Annotated in this window: 18 protein-coding genes, 1 tRNA gene and 2 pseudogenes; 12 read left to right on the top strand and 9 right to left on the bottom strand. The window is 52.6% G+C overall.

Annotation, left to right across the window (positions count from 1 at the left end):
* Window positions 1-2 precede the first annotated feature (2 nt).
* From MIH19_RS02670 to MIH19_RS02660, 3 genes are all read right to left on the bottom strand, one after another.
* Window positions 3-1,565 carry an ABC transporter substrate-binding protein gene (locus MIH19_RS02670; protein ID WP_249007438.1) on the bottom strand — a complete coding sequence of 521 codons (1,563 nt, stop codon included), beginning with the start codon at window positions 1,563-1,565 and terminating at the stop codon, window positions 3-5.
* 178 nt (window positions 1,566-1,743) lie between these two features.
* Complete coding sequence (locus MIH19_RS02665; RefSeq protein WP_249007437.1) at window positions 1,744-2,475, bottom strand: LrgB family protein; 732 nt, start codon at window positions 2,473-2,475, stop codon at window positions 1,744-1,746.
* Window positions 2,468-2,836 (bottom strand): CidA/LrgA family protein, encoded by a 369-nt coding sequence (locus MIH19_RS02660; protein WP_249007436.1) that lies wholly within the window; start codon window positions 2,834-2,836, stop codon window positions 2,468-2,470. Before MIH19_RS02660 ends, MIH19_RS02665 begins: the two co-directional genes overlap by 8 nt.
* A 103-nt stretch (window positions 2,837-2,939) precedes the next feature.
* On the opposite strand from MIH19_RS02660, the gene MIH19_RS02655 reads away from it, so the two are divergent.
* The 4 genes from MIH19_RS02655 to MIH19_RS02640 all read left to right on the top strand — a co-directional run bounded on the left by MIH19_RS02655 (window position 2,940) and on the right by MIH19_RS02640 (window position 5,402).
* Window positions 2,940-3,476 (top strand): YaeQ family protein, encoded by a 537-nt coding sequence (locus MIH19_RS02655; protein ID WP_249007435.1) that lies wholly within the window; start codon window positions 2,940-2,942, stop codon window positions 3,474-3,476.
* Window positions 3,477-3,610: 134 nt separating this feature from the next.
* Window positions 3,611-3,687: transfer RNA gene (locus MIH19_RS02650), tRNA-Arg, on the top strand.
* A gap of 225 nt (window positions 3,688-3,912) precedes the next feature.
* Window positions 3,913-4,320, top strand: a complete 408-nt coding sequence (locus MIH19_RS02645; protein WP_249006779.1) for a transposase — start codon at window positions 3,913-3,915, stop codon at window positions 4,318-4,320.
* The gene (locus MIH19_RS02640) at window positions 4,317-5,402 is read left to right on the top strand and encodes an IS3 family transposase (protein WP_249006780.1); all 1,086 of its coding nucleotides are present in this window, start codon (window positions 4,317-4,319) and stop codon (window positions 5,400-5,402) included. Before MIH19_RS02645 ends, MIH19_RS02640 begins: the two co-directional genes overlap by 4 nt.
* Window positions 5,403-5,827: 425 nt before the next feature.
* Here the strand turns inward: MIH19_RS02640 and MIH19_RS02635 are convergent, their stop codons facing one another.
* Window positions 5,828-6,508, bottom strand: a complete 681-nt coding sequence (locus MIH19_RS02635) for an SH3 domain-containing protein (protein ID WP_249007434.1) — start codon at window positions 6,506-6,508, stop codon at window positions 5,828-5,830.
* 101 nt (window positions 6,509-6,609) lie between these two features.
* Between MIH19_RS02635 and MIH19_RS02630 the strand changes: the two genes are divergently transcribed.
* From MIH19_RS02630 to MIH19_RS02620, 3 genes and pseudogenes are all read left to right on the top strand, one after another.
* Window positions 6,610-6,930, top strand: a complete 321-nt coding sequence (locus MIH19_RS02630; protein WP_249007433.1) for an IS66 family insertion sequence element accessory protein TnpB — start codon at window positions 6,610-6,612, stop codon at window positions 6,928-6,930.
* Window positions 6,930-7,298 (top strand): IS66 family insertion sequence element accessory protein TnpB, encoded by a 369-nt coding sequence (gene tnpB / locus MIH19_RS02625; protein ID WP_249007432.1) that lies wholly within the window; start codon window positions 6,930-6,932, stop codon window positions 7,296-7,298. The genes MIH19_RS02630 and tnpB overlap by 1 nt, the downstream gene beginning before the upstream one ends.
* A gap of 45 nt (window positions 7,299-7,343) precedes the next feature.
* Window positions 7,344-8,354 (top strand): annotated as a pseudogene (locus MIH19_RS02620) (transposase); the annotation flags it as partial.
* Here MIH19_RS02620 and MIH19_RS02615 read toward each other — a convergent pair.
* Entirely contained in the window at window positions 8,345-9,007 is a 663-nt protein-coding gene (locus MIH19_RS02615) for an IS1595 family transposase (RefSeq protein ID WP_249008930.1), read from the bottom strand. The pseudogene MIH19_RS02620 and the gene MIH19_RS02615 sit on opposite strands and share 10 nt — an antisense overlap.
* Window positions 9,008-9,981: 974 nt before the next feature.
* Between MIH19_RS02615 and MIH19_RS02610 the strand changes: the two are divergent.
* Window positions 9,982-10,581 (top strand): annotated as a pseudogene (locus tag MIH19_RS02610) (transposase); the annotation flags it as partial.
* A gap of 382 nt (window positions 10,582-10,963) precedes the next feature.
* Here MIH19_RS02610 and MIH19_RS02605 read toward each other — a convergent pair.
* The 4 genes from MIH19_RS02605 to MIH19_RS02590 form a co-directional block, all read right to left on the bottom strand.
* Window positions 10,964-12,244, bottom strand: coding sequence for a hypothetical protein (locus MIH19_RS02605; RefSeq protein ID WP_249007431.1), 1,281 nt, complete (start codon window positions 12,242-12,244; stop codon window positions 10,964-10,966).
* Between the two features lie 13 nt (window positions 12,245-12,257).
* Entirely contained in the window at window positions 12,258-13,043 is a 786-nt protein-coding gene (locus tag MIH19_RS02600; protein WP_249007430.1) for a hypothetical protein, read from the bottom strand.
* A complete protein-coding gene (locus MIH19_RS02595; RefSeq protein WP_249007429.1) occupies window positions 13,040-13,597 on the bottom strand; it encodes a PEP-CTERM sorting domain-containing protein in 558 nt (185 codons plus the stop codon). The genes MIH19_RS02600 and MIH19_RS02595 overlap by 4 nt, the downstream gene beginning before the upstream one ends.
* A gap of 230 nt (window positions 13,598-13,827) precedes the next feature.
* Window positions 13,828-14,061 (bottom strand): hypothetical protein, encoded by a 234-nt coding sequence (locus MIH19_RS02590; protein ID WP_249007428.1) that lies wholly within the window; start codon window positions 14,059-14,061, stop codon window positions 13,828-13,830.
* A gap of 1,106 nt (window positions 14,062-15,167) precedes the next feature.
* On the opposite strand from MIH19_RS02590, the gene MIH19_RS02585 reads away from it, so the two are divergent.
* The 4 genes from MIH19_RS02585 (at window position 15,168) to MIH19_RS02570 (ending at window position 17,249) form a co-directional block, all read left to right on the top strand.
* Entirely contained in the window at window positions 15,168-15,806 is a 639-nt protein-coding gene (locus MIH19_RS02585; protein WP_249007427.1) for a 3'-5' exonuclease, read from the top strand.
* Window positions 15,784-16,512: a metallophosphoesterase gene (locus tag MIH19_RS02580; protein WP_349292887.1), complete on the top strand. Its 729-nt coding sequence runs from the start codon at window positions 15,784-15,786 to the stop codon at window positions 16,510-16,512. The genes MIH19_RS02585 and MIH19_RS02580 overlap by 23 nt, the downstream gene beginning before the upstream one ends.
* A gap of 91 nt (window positions 16,513-16,603) precedes the next feature.
* Complete coding sequence (locus tag MIH19_RS02575; protein WP_249007426.1) at window positions 16,604-16,843, top strand: hypothetical protein; 240 nt, start codon at window positions 16,604-16,606, stop codon at window positions 16,841-16,843.
* Between the two features lie 4 nt (window positions 16,844-16,847).
* Window positions 16,848-17,249: a nucleotidyltransferase domain-containing protein gene (locus tag MIH19_RS02570; RefSeq protein ID WP_249007425.1), complete on the top strand. Its 402-nt coding sequence runs from the start codon at window positions 16,848-16,850 to the stop codon at window positions 17,247-17,249.
* The last annotated feature ends 32 nt before the right edge of the window (window positions 17,250-17,281 follow it).

Genomic DNA, 17,281 nt, shown 5'->3' with positions numbered 1-17,281 from the left:
GATTACTCGACCACCAGGTCGCCCAGGTAAGGGAAGTTCATCACGTTCAGAATGGGGTCAAGTTTCACATTCTTTTTTGAGGCCCAGGCCAGGTCCTGCCAGTGCAGCGGAATGAACGCGGCATCGTCATACAGTTGCTGTTCTGCGTCTTGCAGCATGGCAGCGCGTTTTTCACGATCGGTTTCCACGTTGGCTTTTGCCACCAGCGCGTCTACTTCCGGATTGCAGTAGTTACCCGCGTTGTACTGGCCAGCGCCGGTGTCGGCGTTCGGGCAGAAGGTCAGGAACTCGAAAAAGTTCGCAGAGTCAAGGGTATCGGCGAGCCAGCCAATCAGCATCATGTCGCCTGAGCGGGCATCAAATTCCGGCCAGTACTGCGCCTTGGGCAGGGTTTTCAAATCAACCGTGATGTTAATGCGCGCCAGCATGGCCGCAGCCGCCTGGGCAATCTTGTCGTCATTAACGTAACGGTTGTTAGGCGATATCATGGTGATGGTAAAGCCGTCTTCGTAGCCGGCCTCCTTCATCAGTTGTTGCGCCTTTTCCACATCATAACGAGGTTTTAAAGATGCGTTATGGCCAGAATAGCCGGCCGGTGACATCTGCGCCGCAGGGGTTGCAAAGCCTTTCATGATTTTTGCCGCAATGCCTTCCTGGTTAATGGCGTAAGCCACCGCCTGGCGCACTTTGGGGTTTTTGAAGGCTTCCACCCGATCCTGGTTCAAGTGGAACAAGATGATGCGGGTGCCGCTCATGGTCACCAGATCCGTGTCTTTATCGCGTTTAATGCGGTCCAGATCGGTTGGCGGTACCGGAGCAATAAAATCCACACCGCCCGACAGCAACGCGGATACGCGAGTGTTGTTTTCCTTGATGGGGGTCAGCACGATTTTCTTCACATTGCCGGGCGATGCTTCATCCCAGTAATCGGCGAAGCGTTCAAACTCCATGCGCACGCCCTGCTGGCGCGACGTAACAACGTAGGGGCCAGTGCCGGACAGATTGCCAGATGCAAAGGAACTGCCGTGCTTGGTAATGGCCGCTTTGCTTTGGCCATTTTCGGTTTCACCGGAGTAGAACTCGCTGTCCATCGGAAAAATATAGGTCGCGGTGTTCAGCAGCAGCGGGTAAGGCTCGGCGGTAACCAGCTCAAAGGTGTAGTCATCAATCACGTTGATGCCGATGAACGGCGCAAAGATCGCCTTATAATCAGAGCTTTGCTTCAAACGGTCGTAGGTAAACTTTACGTCTTTGGTGGTCAGCTCATTACCGGAATGGAACTTAACACCTTCGCGCAGTTTGAAACGCATGGTTTTGTCATCCACACGCTCCCAGCTTTCTGCCAGGCGGGCGTCAAAACCCAGGTCTTTGTTCCAGCGTATCAGGGGGTCAAAGGTCATGTGGGACAGCTGCAACATACCGCCAGACAACTGCTCGTGGATGTCCAGGGTGACGGGATCGGCGTCGTAGGCCATTTTCAGTTCTTTGGTCGCTTCAGCAGATAGCGCCAAGGGCGCCGCGGCCAAAGCCATAGAGCCCACAAATGCGGTTAGTAGCTTTCTCATCGCGTTTTCCGTTGCTGTTTTAAGAATTTTACGGACGAATCGGCGTCCAAGGGCGCCAGATACCTACTAGCAACCTAGTCAACCCACAGCAAAACGGCAATTGAAATTGCGACATACCCCTATGCGCAAGATGCATACAGGCGTTTGAATGAACACACGGGCTGGAGTGAATAGCCTGTCACAGGTTAAAAAGAACCGGCAGCAGCAGCGCGGTAAACAGCCCTGTCAGGCTCATGCCCAATGAAGAAAAAGCACCTGCAGTACTGCTGATTTCAAACGCCCGCACGGTGCCAATGGCGTGGCCATTCAAGCCGAGCGCAAAACCGATCACCCGCTCATCCGTAATTTTCAGCACGCGGGTGGCTACCTCGACACACAAGGTGGTAAATACGCCCGTAATCAACAGGGCCGCCATCAACATCGGAACCGAACTGCCAATGATGTCACCAATACCCAGAGCGATGGCTGCCGTAACCGATTTTGGTGCTAGCGACGCCATAACCGTTGGCGACGCACCCAGCGCCCAGGCAATGACCAGCGTATACCCGACCGCCAACGAGGCGGCTATGGGCAAGGTAAGAACGATAGGCCAGAGCATGGCACGAATATGGTGAATGTTTTGATACAGCGGCACGCCCAGCGCCACTGTAGCCGGGCCCAACAGTAGCATTAGCCAGTTCGCACCTTCGCGATAACTGTCTGGATCTAAGCCTAGCAACGCAATCATGCCGGCCAGAATGGCGGCTGCGGGCACAACCGGTGGCAGCCACACCGGGCGGCCAATAGCGATGTACACACTGTTCGCTGCAAAAAACGCCAATATAGTCATCGCGATGGCAAGCATCGGCGTGTCTGCCAGCACTTGAGACAGCGTCAGTAAACGCTCCCAAACCGTCAACGGACTATTCATGGTTGTTTGATCCAGAGGGCAGTTTGCGCGCCAGCACATTTAATAGAACCAAGGTGGTGACCACACTCAAAAAGGTGCCCACCAGCAAAGACACAATCACCGCCAGCCACTGCCCGGTGAACTTGCCGGAGATGAAAAATATCTCTGTTAGGCCGGGCATAATCAGCAAAATAAGCACCGAGATCAGAGCCTGGCTGGCACCGGCCACCGCATTGCCCACGCCACCGGTCGCCATCAAATACAGCGTGAGCAGCATCAACCCCAGAATGCCGCCGCTAATCGGCACTAAAAAAACTAGCCGCAGTGATTCGCCGAGCAGGAAAAACAGCACCAGAATCAGAAAACCCCGTAATATCGACATAGGCGGCGCCCAGCTATCCCTTAAATGAATTACACTCGTCGCGCGCATTGTCCCCCACGCACCGAAAGGGCGCAAATAGCCCCGCGATTACCATAGGAATCCCATGGCGCTTAAAGCTACCATTTTCAAAGCCACGCTGAATATTGCCGATATGGATCGCCATTACTATGCCGACCACCAGCTAACCCTGGCCCGCCACCCGTCTGAGAACGACGAGCGCATGATGGTGCGGCTGCTAGCGTTTGCACTGAACGCCAGTGACCAACTGGAGTTCACAAAAGGCCTGAGCACCGACGACGAGCCGGAACTGTGGCAAAAAAGCCTGAGCAACGAAATTGAACTTTGGATTGAACTGGGCCTGCCAGACGAAAGCCGCCTGCGCAAAGCCTGCAACCGCTCAAAACAGGTCATTCTTTACACCTACGGCGGCCGCGGCGTGCCTATATGGTGGGACAAGAACAAGGCAAAACTGGCCCGTTTCAACAACCTGAGCTGCGTGAATCTGGACCCGGAAGCCACCGAACAGCTGGCCGGCCTGGCCCATCGCGCAATGAGCTTTCAGGTAACCATTCAAGACGGCGAAGTGACCTTCAGTAATGAGCATGGGCTTGTGGCTCTAACGCCCGAGCCGTTCGCTTAGCTAAGCTGATTTGGCCTCTTGTATAGAACCAAACCAGCAAATTAAGCGTCGCTTCCCGGCAAAGGCTGGACAGTCGCTCGCGGCAAACGTAAGATTACGCACTCGAAATTAGCGCACAGCCGTTAAGCTCGTAAGCGCCCGTAGCTCAGCTGGATAGAGTACTGCCCTCCGAAGGCAGTGGTCACAGGTTCGAATCCTGTCGGGCGCGCCATATTTTTCAAGGCCTTACGTGAAAGCGTAGGGCCTTTTTATTTGGCTGTGCCCAAACGGTGCCCGTGGTGTGCCCAAAATTTTAAACTGCTTTTTCTTACCCCTGAAGTTACGAACCCTGCCCTGAATTCGGAAACTCCCCTGTCCCCTGTGTGTCAACCTCAGTCCATACACCCGGTCTATGAGTTAACATAGATTTCAGGGCGCGGATTGAGGAGTGTAAGCAATGCCAAAACCTGAGTCACAGATACCCGATAATCACATCTTGCCAGACAGTCAGTTGGAGAAGCGGACCCGTCGCCGATTTTCCACAAAGTACAAGCTGAGAATACTGGCCGAAGCGGATCAATGCGCCTACGGTGAACTCGGCCCTTTATTACGCCGTGAAAACCTCTATAGCAACCAGTTGCGTGATTGGCGTAAGCAGTTGGAAGTCGGTGGCGAGGCTGCTTTATCCAAGTCTGCGCCGGGGCCTAAAGCGTCAAAAACACCGGACCAGAAGCGCATTGAGCAGCTAGAGAAAGAGCTGACCAAAACGCAGCACCGGTTGCGGGTGACTGAAGACTGTGTGGATCTCCAAAAAAAAGCCTTGTCGATGCTCGATCTGTCGAACAATGGGAGCGATCCATCATGACCGTCCTTGAGGCGCGCCCGGCGCACATTCCGTTCCGCTCTGCCTGTGATGCTTTGGGACTGAACCGGAGCACCGTTTACGCGTGGCGACGACGTCAGAGCACAGCACCAGACCCAGTCAGGCGCTCTCGTAAAACGACGCCGCAGCCCAGAGCGCTCTTAACCTCGGAGCGTGTGCAGATACTTGAGCGGATGAACGAACCCGAGTTCTGTGATCAAACGCCGTATCAGGTCTATCACACGCTGCTGGAACGTGGTGAGTGCCTGGCCTCGCTCAGCACACTGTATCGCGTGCTGCGACAAGCCAATCAGACCGGTGATCGCCGGAATCAACGTGCGCCTCAGTCGCATGCTATACCGCGCCTGACCGCGACACGGCCAAACGAAGTTTGGACGTGGGATATTACGAAATTGGCGACTACACGCCGGGGTAACTACCTGAACCTGTATGTGGTTATGGACCTGTTCAGCCGCTATGTCGTGGCTTGGATGATCTCCCGCAAAGAGAACAGTCAACTGGCGCAGCAGCTCATGGAACAAACACTGACACGATATGGGCTGACCAACCGCGGGGTCACCCTGCACCAGGACCGTGGATCGCCTATGATCGCCCAGAGCTTTCTCGACCTGATGGCCGATGTGGGCGTGGTCTGCAGCCACAGCCGCCCCAGAGTCAGTAATGACAATCCATTCAGTGAAAGCCAGTTTAAAACACTCAAAACGCAACCTGACTTTCCCGGACGCTTTGACAGCCTGGAATATGCACGGTTATGGGCAGCGGATTATTTTTGCTGGTACAACCATGAACACCACCACAGCGGGCTGGCCGGCTTTACGCCGACTCAGGTCTACACCGGCAACTATCAAACCGTGGGCCAAGTGCGGCAAGCAACGCTGGACCGGTATTATAGAGACCATCCGGAACGCTTCTGCCAAGGGAAACCAAAAGCCGCGTTACCGCCGGAAGTTGTCCACATCAACCCCATCACTTCGGAGGCGATAGGGGGTGAGACAAGTAGCGCTGTGAACTTCCCAACGTTACCAGCAGCACGAAAGGCGCTGGAGCGGGCAAATAGATGTTAACGTTTTAAAGAGCTGTCCATATGAGGTTGACATGTTCCGTGTCGGGCACAGTAAACGCCAGCCTAACCAGTCGAAATCTCTACCGATAGGCTAAAAACAAAAACTACGCTAAAGAGGCATTGCCACCACTTCACCGTAAAGAAACCAACAACACAGAGTTCGGCCTGAAATTGGAAACGAAGTGATAAGATCACTATCGTTTCAATAGAGGCCAAATCGCTTTAGCAGCGATTGCCCCTTTTACCCAACAAACGGTGTTTTCTTTTCGCTAGTCGCCTTCCGTTGAACATAATCACCGTTAGGCGCAGTGAAAAGTACGAGCACAACTAAACGATCTTCAGACGGGCCCATTGCAGAGCGACGATTGGAGGGAGCAAATTGATTTTTTAACCGCTCCCGCCCGAACACGAATTCCGTTTATGAAGTCAGAAAGCTTTTGTCTGACCTTGTGCTTCGCGTTCAGTTGTCCGTTTTTTGGACGCTTCAATCTCTGCCTGCATGGATCTTAGGTTACCGGGAATCTCATATTTCAGGAAGGTTGTGGTATTCGGCCAGCCACGAAAAACTCGGATGATCATACCGTCCACATTCCACTGGTATTCGACATCTCCCAAGCCGGGATTGCCGTCAACTGTGTCCCAGTTGTCGTACTTTGTGGCAACCATCTCGGCGATTTGCGTCACCTGATGTTTGTCCATGCGGGAGGGAAACCTATACTGCGCAAAGGCAAGGTCACCTGCATTGGTGTAGCCAGTACTAAGTTGATTTGTGCCGTTGAGTTCAGAGGCAGAGTTGTAAGTGTCGACCCAGTAATCGTTGTCTTCCCGGATGATTATAACGTTGGTCTTTGCCAGGGTTTGTCGCATCACTTGTCGGGTGGCGGTTTTAAGCGGGGTGCCAAAAAGTTCAACATGACCGGATGAATCGGTTGATGTTGGAGAGGCGAGAGTGGATTGATGGATCCAACCAAATTTGCCCGTGTCCGCGACATAAACCCGGTGCCAGGCCCCATCCTTTTTCAGTGAGTGTACTGAATCTCCGCTCTTCAACTGACATGCGACTTGCGCCGATGTATCTGGCTCTTCACGGACATTCGCGACTTCCACACCAATGGTCGTTTGTCTGTAAGCGCCAATAAATCAGCACCTACATTCCGGCTCGCCGATTGCACACACTGACCTTCTCACTCATTCCACGAGGAATCAGCATGACCCCAACCGAACGAGCACAGGTCTGGCAGCAGCATATTGCTGACTGGCAAGCCTCCGGCGTGTCCGGCAGCGCTTACTGCAAGCAACAGTCACTGGTTTATCATCAATTTGTTTATTGGCGCCGGAAGCTGGCCCCGACTGAAGACTCTCTGGAGCAAGAACAAGCGGTCACCGGGTTCACGCGGGTCGTTTCTGCTCCTGGCGTTGGCATCGGCGGAGCCGATGGCCTGACCGTATCGCTGCCCGGTGGTGTCTCCATCACCGGTTTGCACGCAGGCAACATCGAGTTGTTGGCTGTGGTTCTGAGGCAGCTGTAATGCGCCGCCGGTATTTGCGCCCGTCCTTGTCATTGCCAGAGATTTATCTGTACCGGGCACCCGTTGATTTCCGCAAGCAGGCCCAGGGCCTGGCGGTATTGGTTGAACAGGAACTGGGTCATAATCCGTTTACTGGAGCGCTTTACGTCTTCACCAACCGGCATCGAAACAAGATCAAGTGCCTGATGTGGGAAGACAACGGGTTTGTGCTCTATTACAAATCGTTGGCGGAGGAGAAATTCAAGTGGCCTACGGCCTCGGATGAGCTGATGTCACTGACGGGGGAGCAGATCAACTGGTTGCTGGACGGCTACGATATTGCCTTGTTAAAAGGGCACAAAACCCTGCATTATGAGGCCGTTAATTAGCTCTTTTTTGGTGCTTCAGAGTGTTGTTTTTGCTATACTTTGTTCATGAAATTAAAGCCTGAAGCACCTTCAAAAACACCCGATATCAGCGGCCTTTCGGCCGCTGAATTACGGTCGGTTGTCGAAGGTCTTCAGCAGGAACTGATGGCCAAGAGCGCTGAAATCCAACAGCGCGATCACGCTGTTGCACAAGGCGCCCAAGCGGTCAAACAACGCGATCACACCATCCAGATTCTCGAAGAACTGCTGCACTGGAAACGGATTCAGCAATTTGGCGCCAGCAGTGAGAAGTCCGCACACCAGATTCATCTGTTTGACGAAGCCGAGCTGGAAGTTGAGATTGATGCCCTGCGCGATCAGTTGCCAGACGATGTTGCAGAGGAAAAAGCACCGCCGGCCTCCCGTAAACGTCGTCAGCGTGGCTTCTCGGATACACTGCTGCGCGAGCGCATCGAACTGACCCTCAGCGACGAAGAGAAGGTCGGCGCCAGTAAAACCTTTTTTACCAAGGTTAAAGAAGAGCTTCAGTTCATCCCGGCCCAACTCAAAGTTCTGGAATACTGGCAGGAAAAAGCCGTGTTCGAGCAGGATGGTGAAGAGCGCATCCTGGCAGCCACCCGCCCGGTTCATCCACTGGGCAAATGCACGGCCACCACTTCTTTGCTGGCTTACGTCATTACCTCAAAATACGCCGATGGCCTGCCACTGTATCGTTTAGAGCACATGCTTAAGCGCTTGGGTCATGAGATCAGCCGTACCAGCATGGCCCATTGGGTGATCCGCCTGGATGACGTGTTCAAACCGCTGATCAACCTGATGCGAGAAGTGCAGAACAGCAGTGATTACCTGCAAGCCGATGAATCCCGAATGTACGTTCTGAAAGAAGACGGCAAAACGGCGCAGTCGGACAAGTGGATGTGGGTCACCCGCGGTGGCCCGCCAGGGCAACCGTCGGTTCTATTTGAATACGACCCTTCACGGGCGGGCAAAGTACCGGTGCGTCTGCTCGATGATTTTAACGGTATCCTGCAAGCCGATGGTTACGGCTATGTTTGTATTAAATGTTGAAAACTGTCTGCCTTCACAAAATCCGCCATAAAATCAGAAGGTTGATTTATTTTTGATGAATGCTTATCGAACCATCGGAACCAGCCAAGATAGTGAGGTAGATATTCGGTGGCGACACCGTGGAAACGTTGAATCCAGCCCTTGAGCCGCTGATGGTAGTTGTTCACTCCTTGAATGTGGAAGACTGACGCTTTGACTCTTTCGCCAGCGCTGGCATTGAGCACCTTGTGCTCGAGATGGTGCTTTCGGGTCAACGTTTCAAAAGTCAGATGAGCGTCTGTACAGAGAACGATATCTCGGCTTAATAGGGGTAGCAGGTGCTGCTCGACATTTTTCAGGGTGAAGTGCTTGAGAACAAAGTCGGCCTCACCTGCGCTGCGGTCGCGAGCCACCAGAACAGGCACCCACTTGGCGCTTTTTTTGTTGTCGTTGCCGCGTTTGCGAACAGGCCGTTTAGCAATTTTACGCTGGCCTTTGAATGATTCGCGGAACATTGTTTGATCCGCTTCTACGATACCCGTAAGTACAGGAGTATTAAGGTAATCCGCCAGTTTAAGGAAGCGGTGGCGCCAGCGGAAAGAGGTGGATAGATGCACGTGGCACCGCGCCGCTGCCTTACGCAGTGCTTCCGAGCTAAGCATGGAGTCTGCGTATTCCATCCAAAGCTCGCGTTTCCGTAGTCGAGCCAGGGGCGTACCCGTCAAGGCCGTAAAAGTTTTGTGACAAGCTCGGCAGCGATAACGCTGTAGCTCTTTGAGAGTGCCCCAACGATGAATTTGATCATGGTTGCACTTAGGGCATTTAAGATCGGACTGAAGCTGCTGTTCCAGGTGCTCGATGATTTCAGGTATAGCATCGGGATGCTGCAATCGTTCCAGGAGCAGGTGTCGTTGACCGGGACTGAGCGAGTTGATGGCTATAGCGAGTTGATTGAATTCGACCTGTTTCATTATAAACCTCCGACAATCGCTGGGGGTTCCTATAGTTTAGTACAGGATCAACAGCTAAGCCGAACATAGCCGATGGTTACTCTGGCTATGGCAAAGTGTGCCGAGACAACAACATCACTCGAATGGGTTGCTGGGACCATTATCCCGAGTCGATTTTTATCTGGAGTGGACTCTGAAGATTCCAGTACTCATGCGGTAATGGGGCTGTCTTCACACAGGATAAAATTACCGCCCGCTATAGCGACGCCAGGAAGAAGAGCAAGTCGGGGATGGGCTGCCACGGTTTTGCGTTCTGAGAGGTCAGGAACTCCGGCAACAGGCTGAAAGTGCGATGACCTTCCGGGATAGTATCAGCGGGGTATTCGTGTACCGGCAGGTGTTACACGGGGATAGGTGCCGTGTCGGGAGAACGAGCAGCCGCCTTTCGGATGCAGTGGGCAGTTTGGCAATCTCGCCATGCGCCACTCTTGAGCGGCCACGCAGGCTTCGCCCGAGAGGGATTTCCCGGATCGGAGCTGCATCTGATGTCTGTACTATGGAATGGTAATCGGAATTTTATCCCAACACACGCTGCCAAGCAGTGCCCACTGGTCCTACAGTCTGGCGTTTTAATCCAGATAAAAACCGACTCGGGATAATGGTCCTTATGTGGAGCTCCACATAAGGACCACGCGAGACGTAAGTTCGTGGAAGCTATCAAAGGGTCCAAGCCTCAAGGTAAAGGCAAAGCCACAAAGGTCTCCAAGGCCGATGTAGCTCTAAGCCATATCAACAAACTCTACGCCATCGAGCGTCAGATCAAAGAGCTGAGTGACAGTGAGCGTTATCGCATCCGTCAAGAGCTGAGTGTGCCCAGACTGGACGCCCTTAAAATCTGGCTGGAGGCCAACGCCGGCAAGGTCGCCAAGGGCACTATGACTCGCAAGGCCATGGATTATACGTTGAACCAGTGGCCCACCCTGGTCGGCTACTGCGAACGAGGCGACCTACAGATCAGCAACGTGCTGGCCGAAAACGCTATCCGTCCGTTCGCTCTAGGTCGAAAGGCTTGGCTGTTCGCAGATACCTCACGGGGCGCACGTGCCAGTGCAACGTGCTATTCCCTGGTCGAGACCGCTAAGGCAAACAGTCTGGAGCCCTCGGCGTATATCCAATATGTGCTGGACCGCATTGCCGAGGCAGACACGCTGGAAAAGCTGGAAGCACTGCTGCCGTGGAATGTGAATCTGGAGCGGGCTTCAAAAAAAGTGCCGCAGATCGACTGAGGGCAAGTGGGTCGATTTAAGGGCGCTTACACAACGGGCGAAAAATTCGACTCAGTAATGCAACTTAAAAATGAGTGTTTGCAGATGGAGCGCGTTCCGTTCAACCCGCCTTGGTGGTGAGGAGGGTACGAAGGGCTTTATTGCGCTGATGGCTACTGAGGTTGGGCGGCATACTACTGGACAAAATATTGCAATTGATAAGGGGACAGGCGTTTGTTGATTCGTTTGTAAACCCTAATCCGTGGATCAAAAAAGGATAGGGAAGGTTGATTCTCCGAGGACTCCCTGCTGGAAATGCTTTATTTTACAGGTATCCTGCTGTCTGCGAAAACTCAAGCTCCGTGGGCTTCAGAATAACCGAAGCCCACAGAGAAGACTTGACTCAATTCAGAGTATACGAGTAAGCGCCCGTCTCTTCATCTCGAGCGACATGCACGGTTGCCATAATAAGTGGGCTGTTATTGCCACTGCTACCTCGGCTTGTGGATAGGGATTGGCTGAAGCTGAGTGCGCGGCCATCACTCAGTGAAATCTGTACCTGTGCAACTTCTGGAGCTTGCCCGTAATAGTAGTTGACGCCGATACGGTATGTCCCTGTCTCCAGGGATTCGCAGCTCACAAAATAGTTTTCGGGGCCATAGCCGTTCGTATCGTCCACATCTAGGAATCCGCTTAGGCCTCTGCGATTTGAGTAATAGACGTGAGTGCCGTTTGGTTCGTAAACGTGAAGATCGACATCCGGCTGACCGCCCCACTTCAGAGTTACCCGTATAGCGCCATCGCCCGCTTCAACTTCAGGAAACGGCATGGTCGCAACTAAGCCGGCAAACTCTTGATTAAAGTACCCACGGCTGACTAAAGTGGAGTCAAAGTAGGACTCATAGAAGCTATGATTCAGGATGTCGCGCCGATCGTTGAAGATCCCAGGATCATTGTCGACATTGCCGGGTAGGACGCCGACCAGAGAAAAAGATCGGGCAAGATTAATGACCCGGTCGTCATAAGCCGTCCAGTAGTTGTTAGGGCTAACCGTTGAGGCGGCAGGACTGGCAACGCCGATGACTCTGATACTGTTCTTTTTATCTGGCTCAATTCCCGCCACTGTTTGCACAGCGGAGTTCGCAAACAAGTTGCCTTGGCTGTGGGCGAAGATGATGACTCGGTGCCCGGCTTGGAGGTCCCCCTGGTACTTCTGGACGTGCTCTGACAGACTCGCCTCCCGGACGACCGCCACCGCATACATTTCTTCTAGAATGCCGGCAAAGATCTCGATCGAGGGATGTTCATATGGGAGTTGCACCTTTCTCAGCATGTTCAGGGCTGAGAGGTACTCTGCAGCAGACCAGTCGAGCCAGTCGCCATTCTCGGAAAGCTTCTGCTGAAAAACCTCCAAAACGTCATTCATCACGCCCTCAGAGCGGTTATAAGCCAACTGGAATTCGAAAGTCTCTTCGGGATAAGTGTTTTCCAACTGACTCAGGTACGCTCGTTTTAGTTCCTGTTTTGAGCTTGTCGCGTCAGCCAGAGAGTTATCCACGCCATTGCCAAAGTAAATCTTGGTGGTCGTCTGACCGCAGGAAAGATCTTGCTCGGCTGATGCGCCGAAGGAGCACAGTCCGATAACCAATGCCAGTAACACTTCTACCTTGCTGTTTCTTAACACAACCTTTCTCCTTTTAAGGTTGGCAGCCGTCTTGATTCTCTCTGTTTCCGCCAAAAAACTGGCCGGAGAGACGGTCATTGAAGATGTTGTAAGCGTGGTAGCGCTCGTCGGTATTGATGGCGAGACGCTCAACGGCTTTCACCTGCTCGCGGGCGTCATCATCGAACCGGGCGTATAGACAGTCGACCGAGTCGACGATCGACTTAGCAACCGGTTGTAATTCGTTAGCGGGATCGGCAGCACCAATGCGCATCGCTTCTTGGAGTGCTATCGCGTACTGGATCAGTGCTTTTGTCTTCTCTTCGTCAAGGTTCTGCTCAAGGATTTTCCGCTGAAGGTCATCTCTCACGCCGTCTTTGTCGCTATCGATGCCTCCCAGAGTCTCTCGGCCGGCGCTGCCTGGGTCGGGCGGCAGTCCGTTCTGTACCAGTTCGCCGTCAAACGACCACTGAAGCATGTCCATACTAAAAGGTGTTCGCCGGTTCAGCCGAATAAGGATCGCGTCCCGGCTCTGCTGGCTGCCGACAGCTGCAATGTCATCAAAGTGCACCGTTCTATCTAGGACCTCAACACCGGTGCTGACGGATGTGATGGTACCGGTGAGTCCGGTCACGGTATGGTCGTAGCTGCTTGCGACCGAGACACGATAGCTGATCTCATAGACGGTGCGTGAGATTTGCTGAGTATCTACGTTGAGGATTTGGGTGACTTCTATTTCCGATAGTGGGGCAGCTTGAGCTAATCCCCCCGAAGCCAGAGTTGCTATTGCGACTAAGAAACGAAACCGGGCGCTTTTCACCGTCTTACCCCCTTGGCGCAAGCAAATTGAGCAAGTCTTCTTCGCCAGCAAACCAGCCCCATACCGACAACTAGCAAGGTCAGGGAACTAGGCTCAGGAACGGAAATGCTATGTTGATTGATCGCGCCTGAGGCGAGGGACTCAAAAGATGAGGGATCCAGCACGGAATACTGCTGGCCCGAGAGATTGTCATTGCCGAAATAGTCAAACTCGACAGAGAAAAAACCTGTGCTCTGGCCTGGTGCCAGTATGGCAGCGTTATCCAACGCGAAAGCGTCAAAGAGCCCGCCAAAGCCAAATGCTGGAATGGCTTCAGCTACAAAGCTGTCCCATCCCTGCACAGAATTAATCAGCGTAAAGTTAGTATAGGCTTCGGCTACGTAATCGATCGTAAAATAATTGATATCAAACGGAGAGCCGACCGGATTGCTGAGAATGTAGTCGGCTTGCCAGCGATTACCGCCTAGCTCCGTATAGTCTGCGGTAACAATCGGACCAGCTTGAGCTCCCGCCATAAATCCCGTCAGAAAAAGACCGGATATGATTTTTTTCATACATAACTCCATTTGATAGTCATCCATACTTCCCAAGCATGGGATAATAGGCAATATTTTGGCCAACTAGTAAAAAACATTTAAGAGTCAAAAGATAAGAAACTTACGACCTTACTTAAAATTAATAACGTGTAAACGATTCTGACGTTTTTAATGATGCACCTGCATTGAGCTGGGCCCCGAACCCCGGACAGCGAACTGAATGTCCCGGCGAACCGATCGCGAACCGATTAACCGAAGCTGAACAGGCACTCCCAAAAAGAAAATCGGAGAGAAATGGAGATCTGGGCATTGTTGTTGAATTCAGCCTTGAGTTCCGACGCGTTCATTCGATAGGCGAAGCCTTTGCTTTGCACCACCTTCCGGCTGAGGGTGCTTTCGCTTCCCAGAAGGGCGGAAACACCGGATGGCCCAAGAGCCTTTAATAAACCTTTATAACTGTTCGCTCTTACGGTAATGGTCAACTAATCCCCCGCAGTGTTTTAAGGGTATCCTTCACTGCGGGTAACGGATCTTATGTTCATTGGGAGATAGCCTGTTTACCATAACACCTGTTGTCAGCAGTAGACGCGGGGCGGGTAAAGCCACTTTGTTTGTTTTTTGACCGACTCAGCGTGTCTGCCGGAGCGGAGGGGAAAGACCTACGAAAAACAGCTTTAACCACAGGCTTTTCCCCAAATTTTGGGGATAACTTTAAGCCGAATTACGCTTCACTGTTTCTCTCCAGCGGCAACAAAATCTGTGCCTCAGGCAACAGAGTTCATGCTAGGGCAACATTTTCTATGCTCTGACCTGGTTCCGTAATTCTAACCGTTTTCGCTCTCATGGTTCGACCATTGACGTCTATGGTTCGCTCTTTGGCTCTGACGGTTTAACCATTGCTGAATCGATAAAAAAACCATTTAAAACAAGATTTTAAAACGCTATAAGTACGTAATTTTTCAATAAAAAAAGAACTCAATCAGTAAAAATTTCGCTCCCTGTGGATATGTCTTCTCCCGTCCAGGTCTCTCAACTCCGTCTCTCGTCTAGCCCACTAATTATGGTTTTTCCTCGATAAAACATAGAGTTACGTTATATTTTTGATTCTCGCTTTAGCAATGTGCAGTCTACATTGCCTGTGGCCAACCAAGTGTTGCCTGTAGCATCCGTCACGAACCAAACTGGAAGCAAAGTACGTTTATACGGCGGCACCTGAACCATACTTAAACCTTTCAGCACCTGTTATCTGAATCCGGTTCGTGCTTTGCTCAGCAGCAACATTTTCTATGCTCTAATCTGGTTTCGTAATTCTAACTCCCGCACAGAACTAGGTATGGTGCGGGAGCTAAAAAGCAGGCAGTTTGATGGAGCTTTTGCGGGGTTTGGAACCGGTTCTATACAAAAAATCCGCACTGTTTCTCTCCAGCGGCAACAAAATCTGTGCCTCAGGCAACAGAGTTCATGCTCTGAACTGGTTCTACAGCGCCAACTCCCGCACAGAACTAGGTATGGTGCGGGAGCTAAAAAGCAGGCAGTCTGATGGAGCCGCAAAATAAAACGAGTCGGTTATGATCCAGAGTTATCAAAAATGACTTTCGCCTATGAAACTCCGGTATTAGTTGTTGATCTGGAAGCGACCTGTTGGGAGCGTCGATTAGCACCTTTTGGCGAGCGCCAAAGCACGCATAATATGGAGATTATCGAGTTTGGGTGTGCCCTGGCGACTCGGGACGGCGAGTTGTTGGATAGTCAGTCATTTCTGGTGCGGCCGACACAAAACCCTGTGTTCAGTGAGTTCTGCAAGTCGCTAACGAGCATCCAACAGTCGATGGTCGATGCTGCCCCCGTTTTTTCGGAAGCGTGCCACTTAATAAATGTATGGTTAGGTCAACCTCACGAGGATTTTCTCTGGTGCAGCTGGGGCAACTATGATCGCCTACACATTCAAGCAGACGGCGAGAAGCACAGGGTATTCCCATCGCTGATGAACTACCCGCACTTAAACCTGAAACGACTGTGGCGCCGGACCACGGGGCAGAAACGTAAAAACGGGATGGCCCATGCTCTTGAGTTCCATGGACTGGCGCTGGAAGGGCATCATCACCGCGGCGTAGACGACGCGCGTAACATGGTGCGCTTATTGCCCTTTATGGATTGGACGTTAGAAGCGGAATTGTTAACCCCACAGGGAGAAGAGAAGGCCTGTGAGGATCGTTTGTATTTCTGACACCCACAGTCTGCACAGGCAAATACCGGAAATTCCGGACGGCGATGTTTTGGTTCACGCCGGTGACAGCCTGGGGCAAGGCACACTAGACAACGTGGAAGACCTGAACGAGTGGCTCGGCGCCCTGCCCCATCGGCACAAAATTGTGATTGCCGGTAACCACGACTGGGCGTTTCAAGAAACGCCGGCGCTGGCTCGGGAGGCACTGACGAACGCGGTGTATCTGGAAGACAGTGGCATTGAAATCGAAGGCGTTCGGTTTTGGGGCTCACCGTGGACACCCACCTTCATGGACTGGGCGTTTATGCTCGAGCGAGGAAAGGCTCTGTGTGACAAATGGGCGCTGATTCCTGACAACACCGATGTTCTGATCACCCATGGCCCGCCCAAAGGCTTTGGCGACGAGGCAAACCTGGGATTCAAATGCCAGAGCGCAGGATGTGAGCAGCTGCTGGATCGCATTCAACAACTGGCTTTGAAAGCGCACATCTTCGGACATATTCATGAGGGGTACGGAGAGTATCGCCTGGGCAACACCCGACTGGTTAACGCCAGCACGTGCACCCTCCGGTACCAACCTTGCAATGCGCCCGTGGTGTTGGAAATTTCTGCCAACGAGCCGTTACCGCGTGATCAAGCGCTCGTTGATTTGGTAAGGGAGCGCCTCAGCGAACCCAGCCTGCGTGTCGATCTGGATGATCTGTGACGGGATCCATCGATCGCCATAGTTCAACTGAGGGTTTGTGTGTTTCTGGTTTTCTCGCGCTGCTATCAGTCGTTGGCAAGAGAGGTTAACTATGACGGTCGAAGAATTGATCACACAGCTGAAAACCTTGCCACCGGATACACCGGTTCTGGTCGAGGGTTATGAAACCGGGTTTGACGATATTATCGAGCTAGTGCCCCGGCCGGCTGTTCGGTACCGAAATGCTCAGGAATGGGATGGCGAATACCAAACGCCGGAACATTTTTCGGATCCAGAAGCAGCAACCCTCCAGGCCGCTGTGATTCTGGGGCGTAGAGGAACCAGGAGATAAAGCCATGCCGGAACGAAAACCCTATAGCTTGCAAGAGTTAGTCGCTCAGTGCGATCTCAGTGCGCCTGTGCCCGCAGAGCTTCAGGCCTGGGAACAGGCGGCACCCGTTGGCTATGAACAGGCGGTTCTCGCCAACCAGGTTGATATTCGCGAACCCATTCTGAAGTTCGCTGAAGCCCTTTCAAAAGAATTCGATGTCGTCCAGTTGGTTATGCACGGTAGCCGGGCTCGCGGTGACTACAGCGCAGAAAGCGATATCAATATGGCTGTCCTATTGCGCGGAGAAAATGAGGAGCTCAGAGAGTTTGTTGATGTGAAGCTCGCTCTTGCCTGCGTATTCCAGACCAAGGTTGCCACTGATTCCAGTCGAAGCCTGCCACCCATTCCACGCGAAAGCTGCCACTGATTCCACGGCAAAGCTGCCACCCCGGCAGGCTG

The organism is Marinobacter sp. M1C (assembly GCF_023314135.1).
Classification (GTDB): Bacteria; Pseudomonadota; Gammaproteobacteria; order Pseudomonadales; family Oleiphilaceae; genus Marinobacter.
The sequence above is the reverse complement of the archived record's forward strand: the minus strand, read 5'-3'. Positions and strand labels throughout refer to the sequence as shown.

Excerpts from the sequence above, each read along its gene's own strand:
- MIH19_RS02670 (WP_249007438.1), bottom strand. The coding sequence starts at position 1,565 with ATGAGAAAGCTACTAACCGCATTTGTGGGCTCTATGGCTTTGGCCGCG.
- MIH19_RS02665 (WP_249007437.1), bottom strand. The coding sequence starts at position 2,475 with ATGAATAGTCCGTTGACGGTTTGGGAGCGTTTACTGACGCTGTCTCAA.
- MIH19_RS02660 (WP_249007436.1), bottom strand. The coding sequence starts at position 2,836 with ATGTCGATATTACGGGGTTTTCTGATTCTGGTGCTGTTTTTCCTGCTC.
- MIH19_RS02655 (WP_249007435.1), top strand. The coding sequence starts at position 2,940 with ATGGCGCTTAAAGCTACCATTTTCAAAGCCACGCTGAATATTGCCGAT.
- MIH19_RS02645 (WP_249006779.1), top strand. The coding sequence starts at position 3,913 with ATGCCAAAACCTGAGTCACAGATACCCGATAATCACATCTTGCCAGAC.
- MIH19_RS02640 (WP_249006780.1), top strand. The coding sequence starts at position 4,317 with ATGACCGTCCTTGAGGCGCGCCCGGCGCACATTCCGTTCCGCTCTGCC.
- MIH19_RS02630 (WP_249007433.1), top strand. The coding sequence starts at position 6,610 with ATGACCCCAACCGAACGAGCACAGGTCTGGCAGCAGCATATTGCTGAC.
- tnpB (WP_249007432.1), top strand. The coding sequence starts at position 6,930 with ATGCGCCGCCGGTATTTGCGCCCGTCCTTGTCATTGCCAGAGATTTAT.
- MIH19_RS02615 (WP_249008930.1), bottom strand. The coding sequence starts at position 9,007 with ATGCTTAGCTCGGAAGCACTGCGTAAGGCAGCGGCGCGGTGCCACGTG.
- MIH19_RS02595 (WP_249007429.1), bottom strand. The coding sequence starts at position 13,597 with ATGAAAAAAATCATATCCGGTCTTTTTCTGACGGGATTTATGGCGGGA.
- MIH19_RS02585 (WP_249007427.1), top strand. The coding sequence starts at position 15,168 with ATGACTTTCGCCTATGAAACTCCGGTATTAGTTGTTGATCTGGAAGCG.
- MIH19_RS02575 (WP_249007426.1), top strand. The coding sequence starts at position 16,604 with ATGACGGTCGAAGAATTGATCACACAGCTGAAAACCTTGCCACCGGAT.
- MIH19_RS02570 (WP_249007425.1), top strand. The coding sequence starts at position 16,848 with ATGCCGGAACGAAAACCCTATAGCTTGCAAGAGTTAGTCGCTCAGTGC.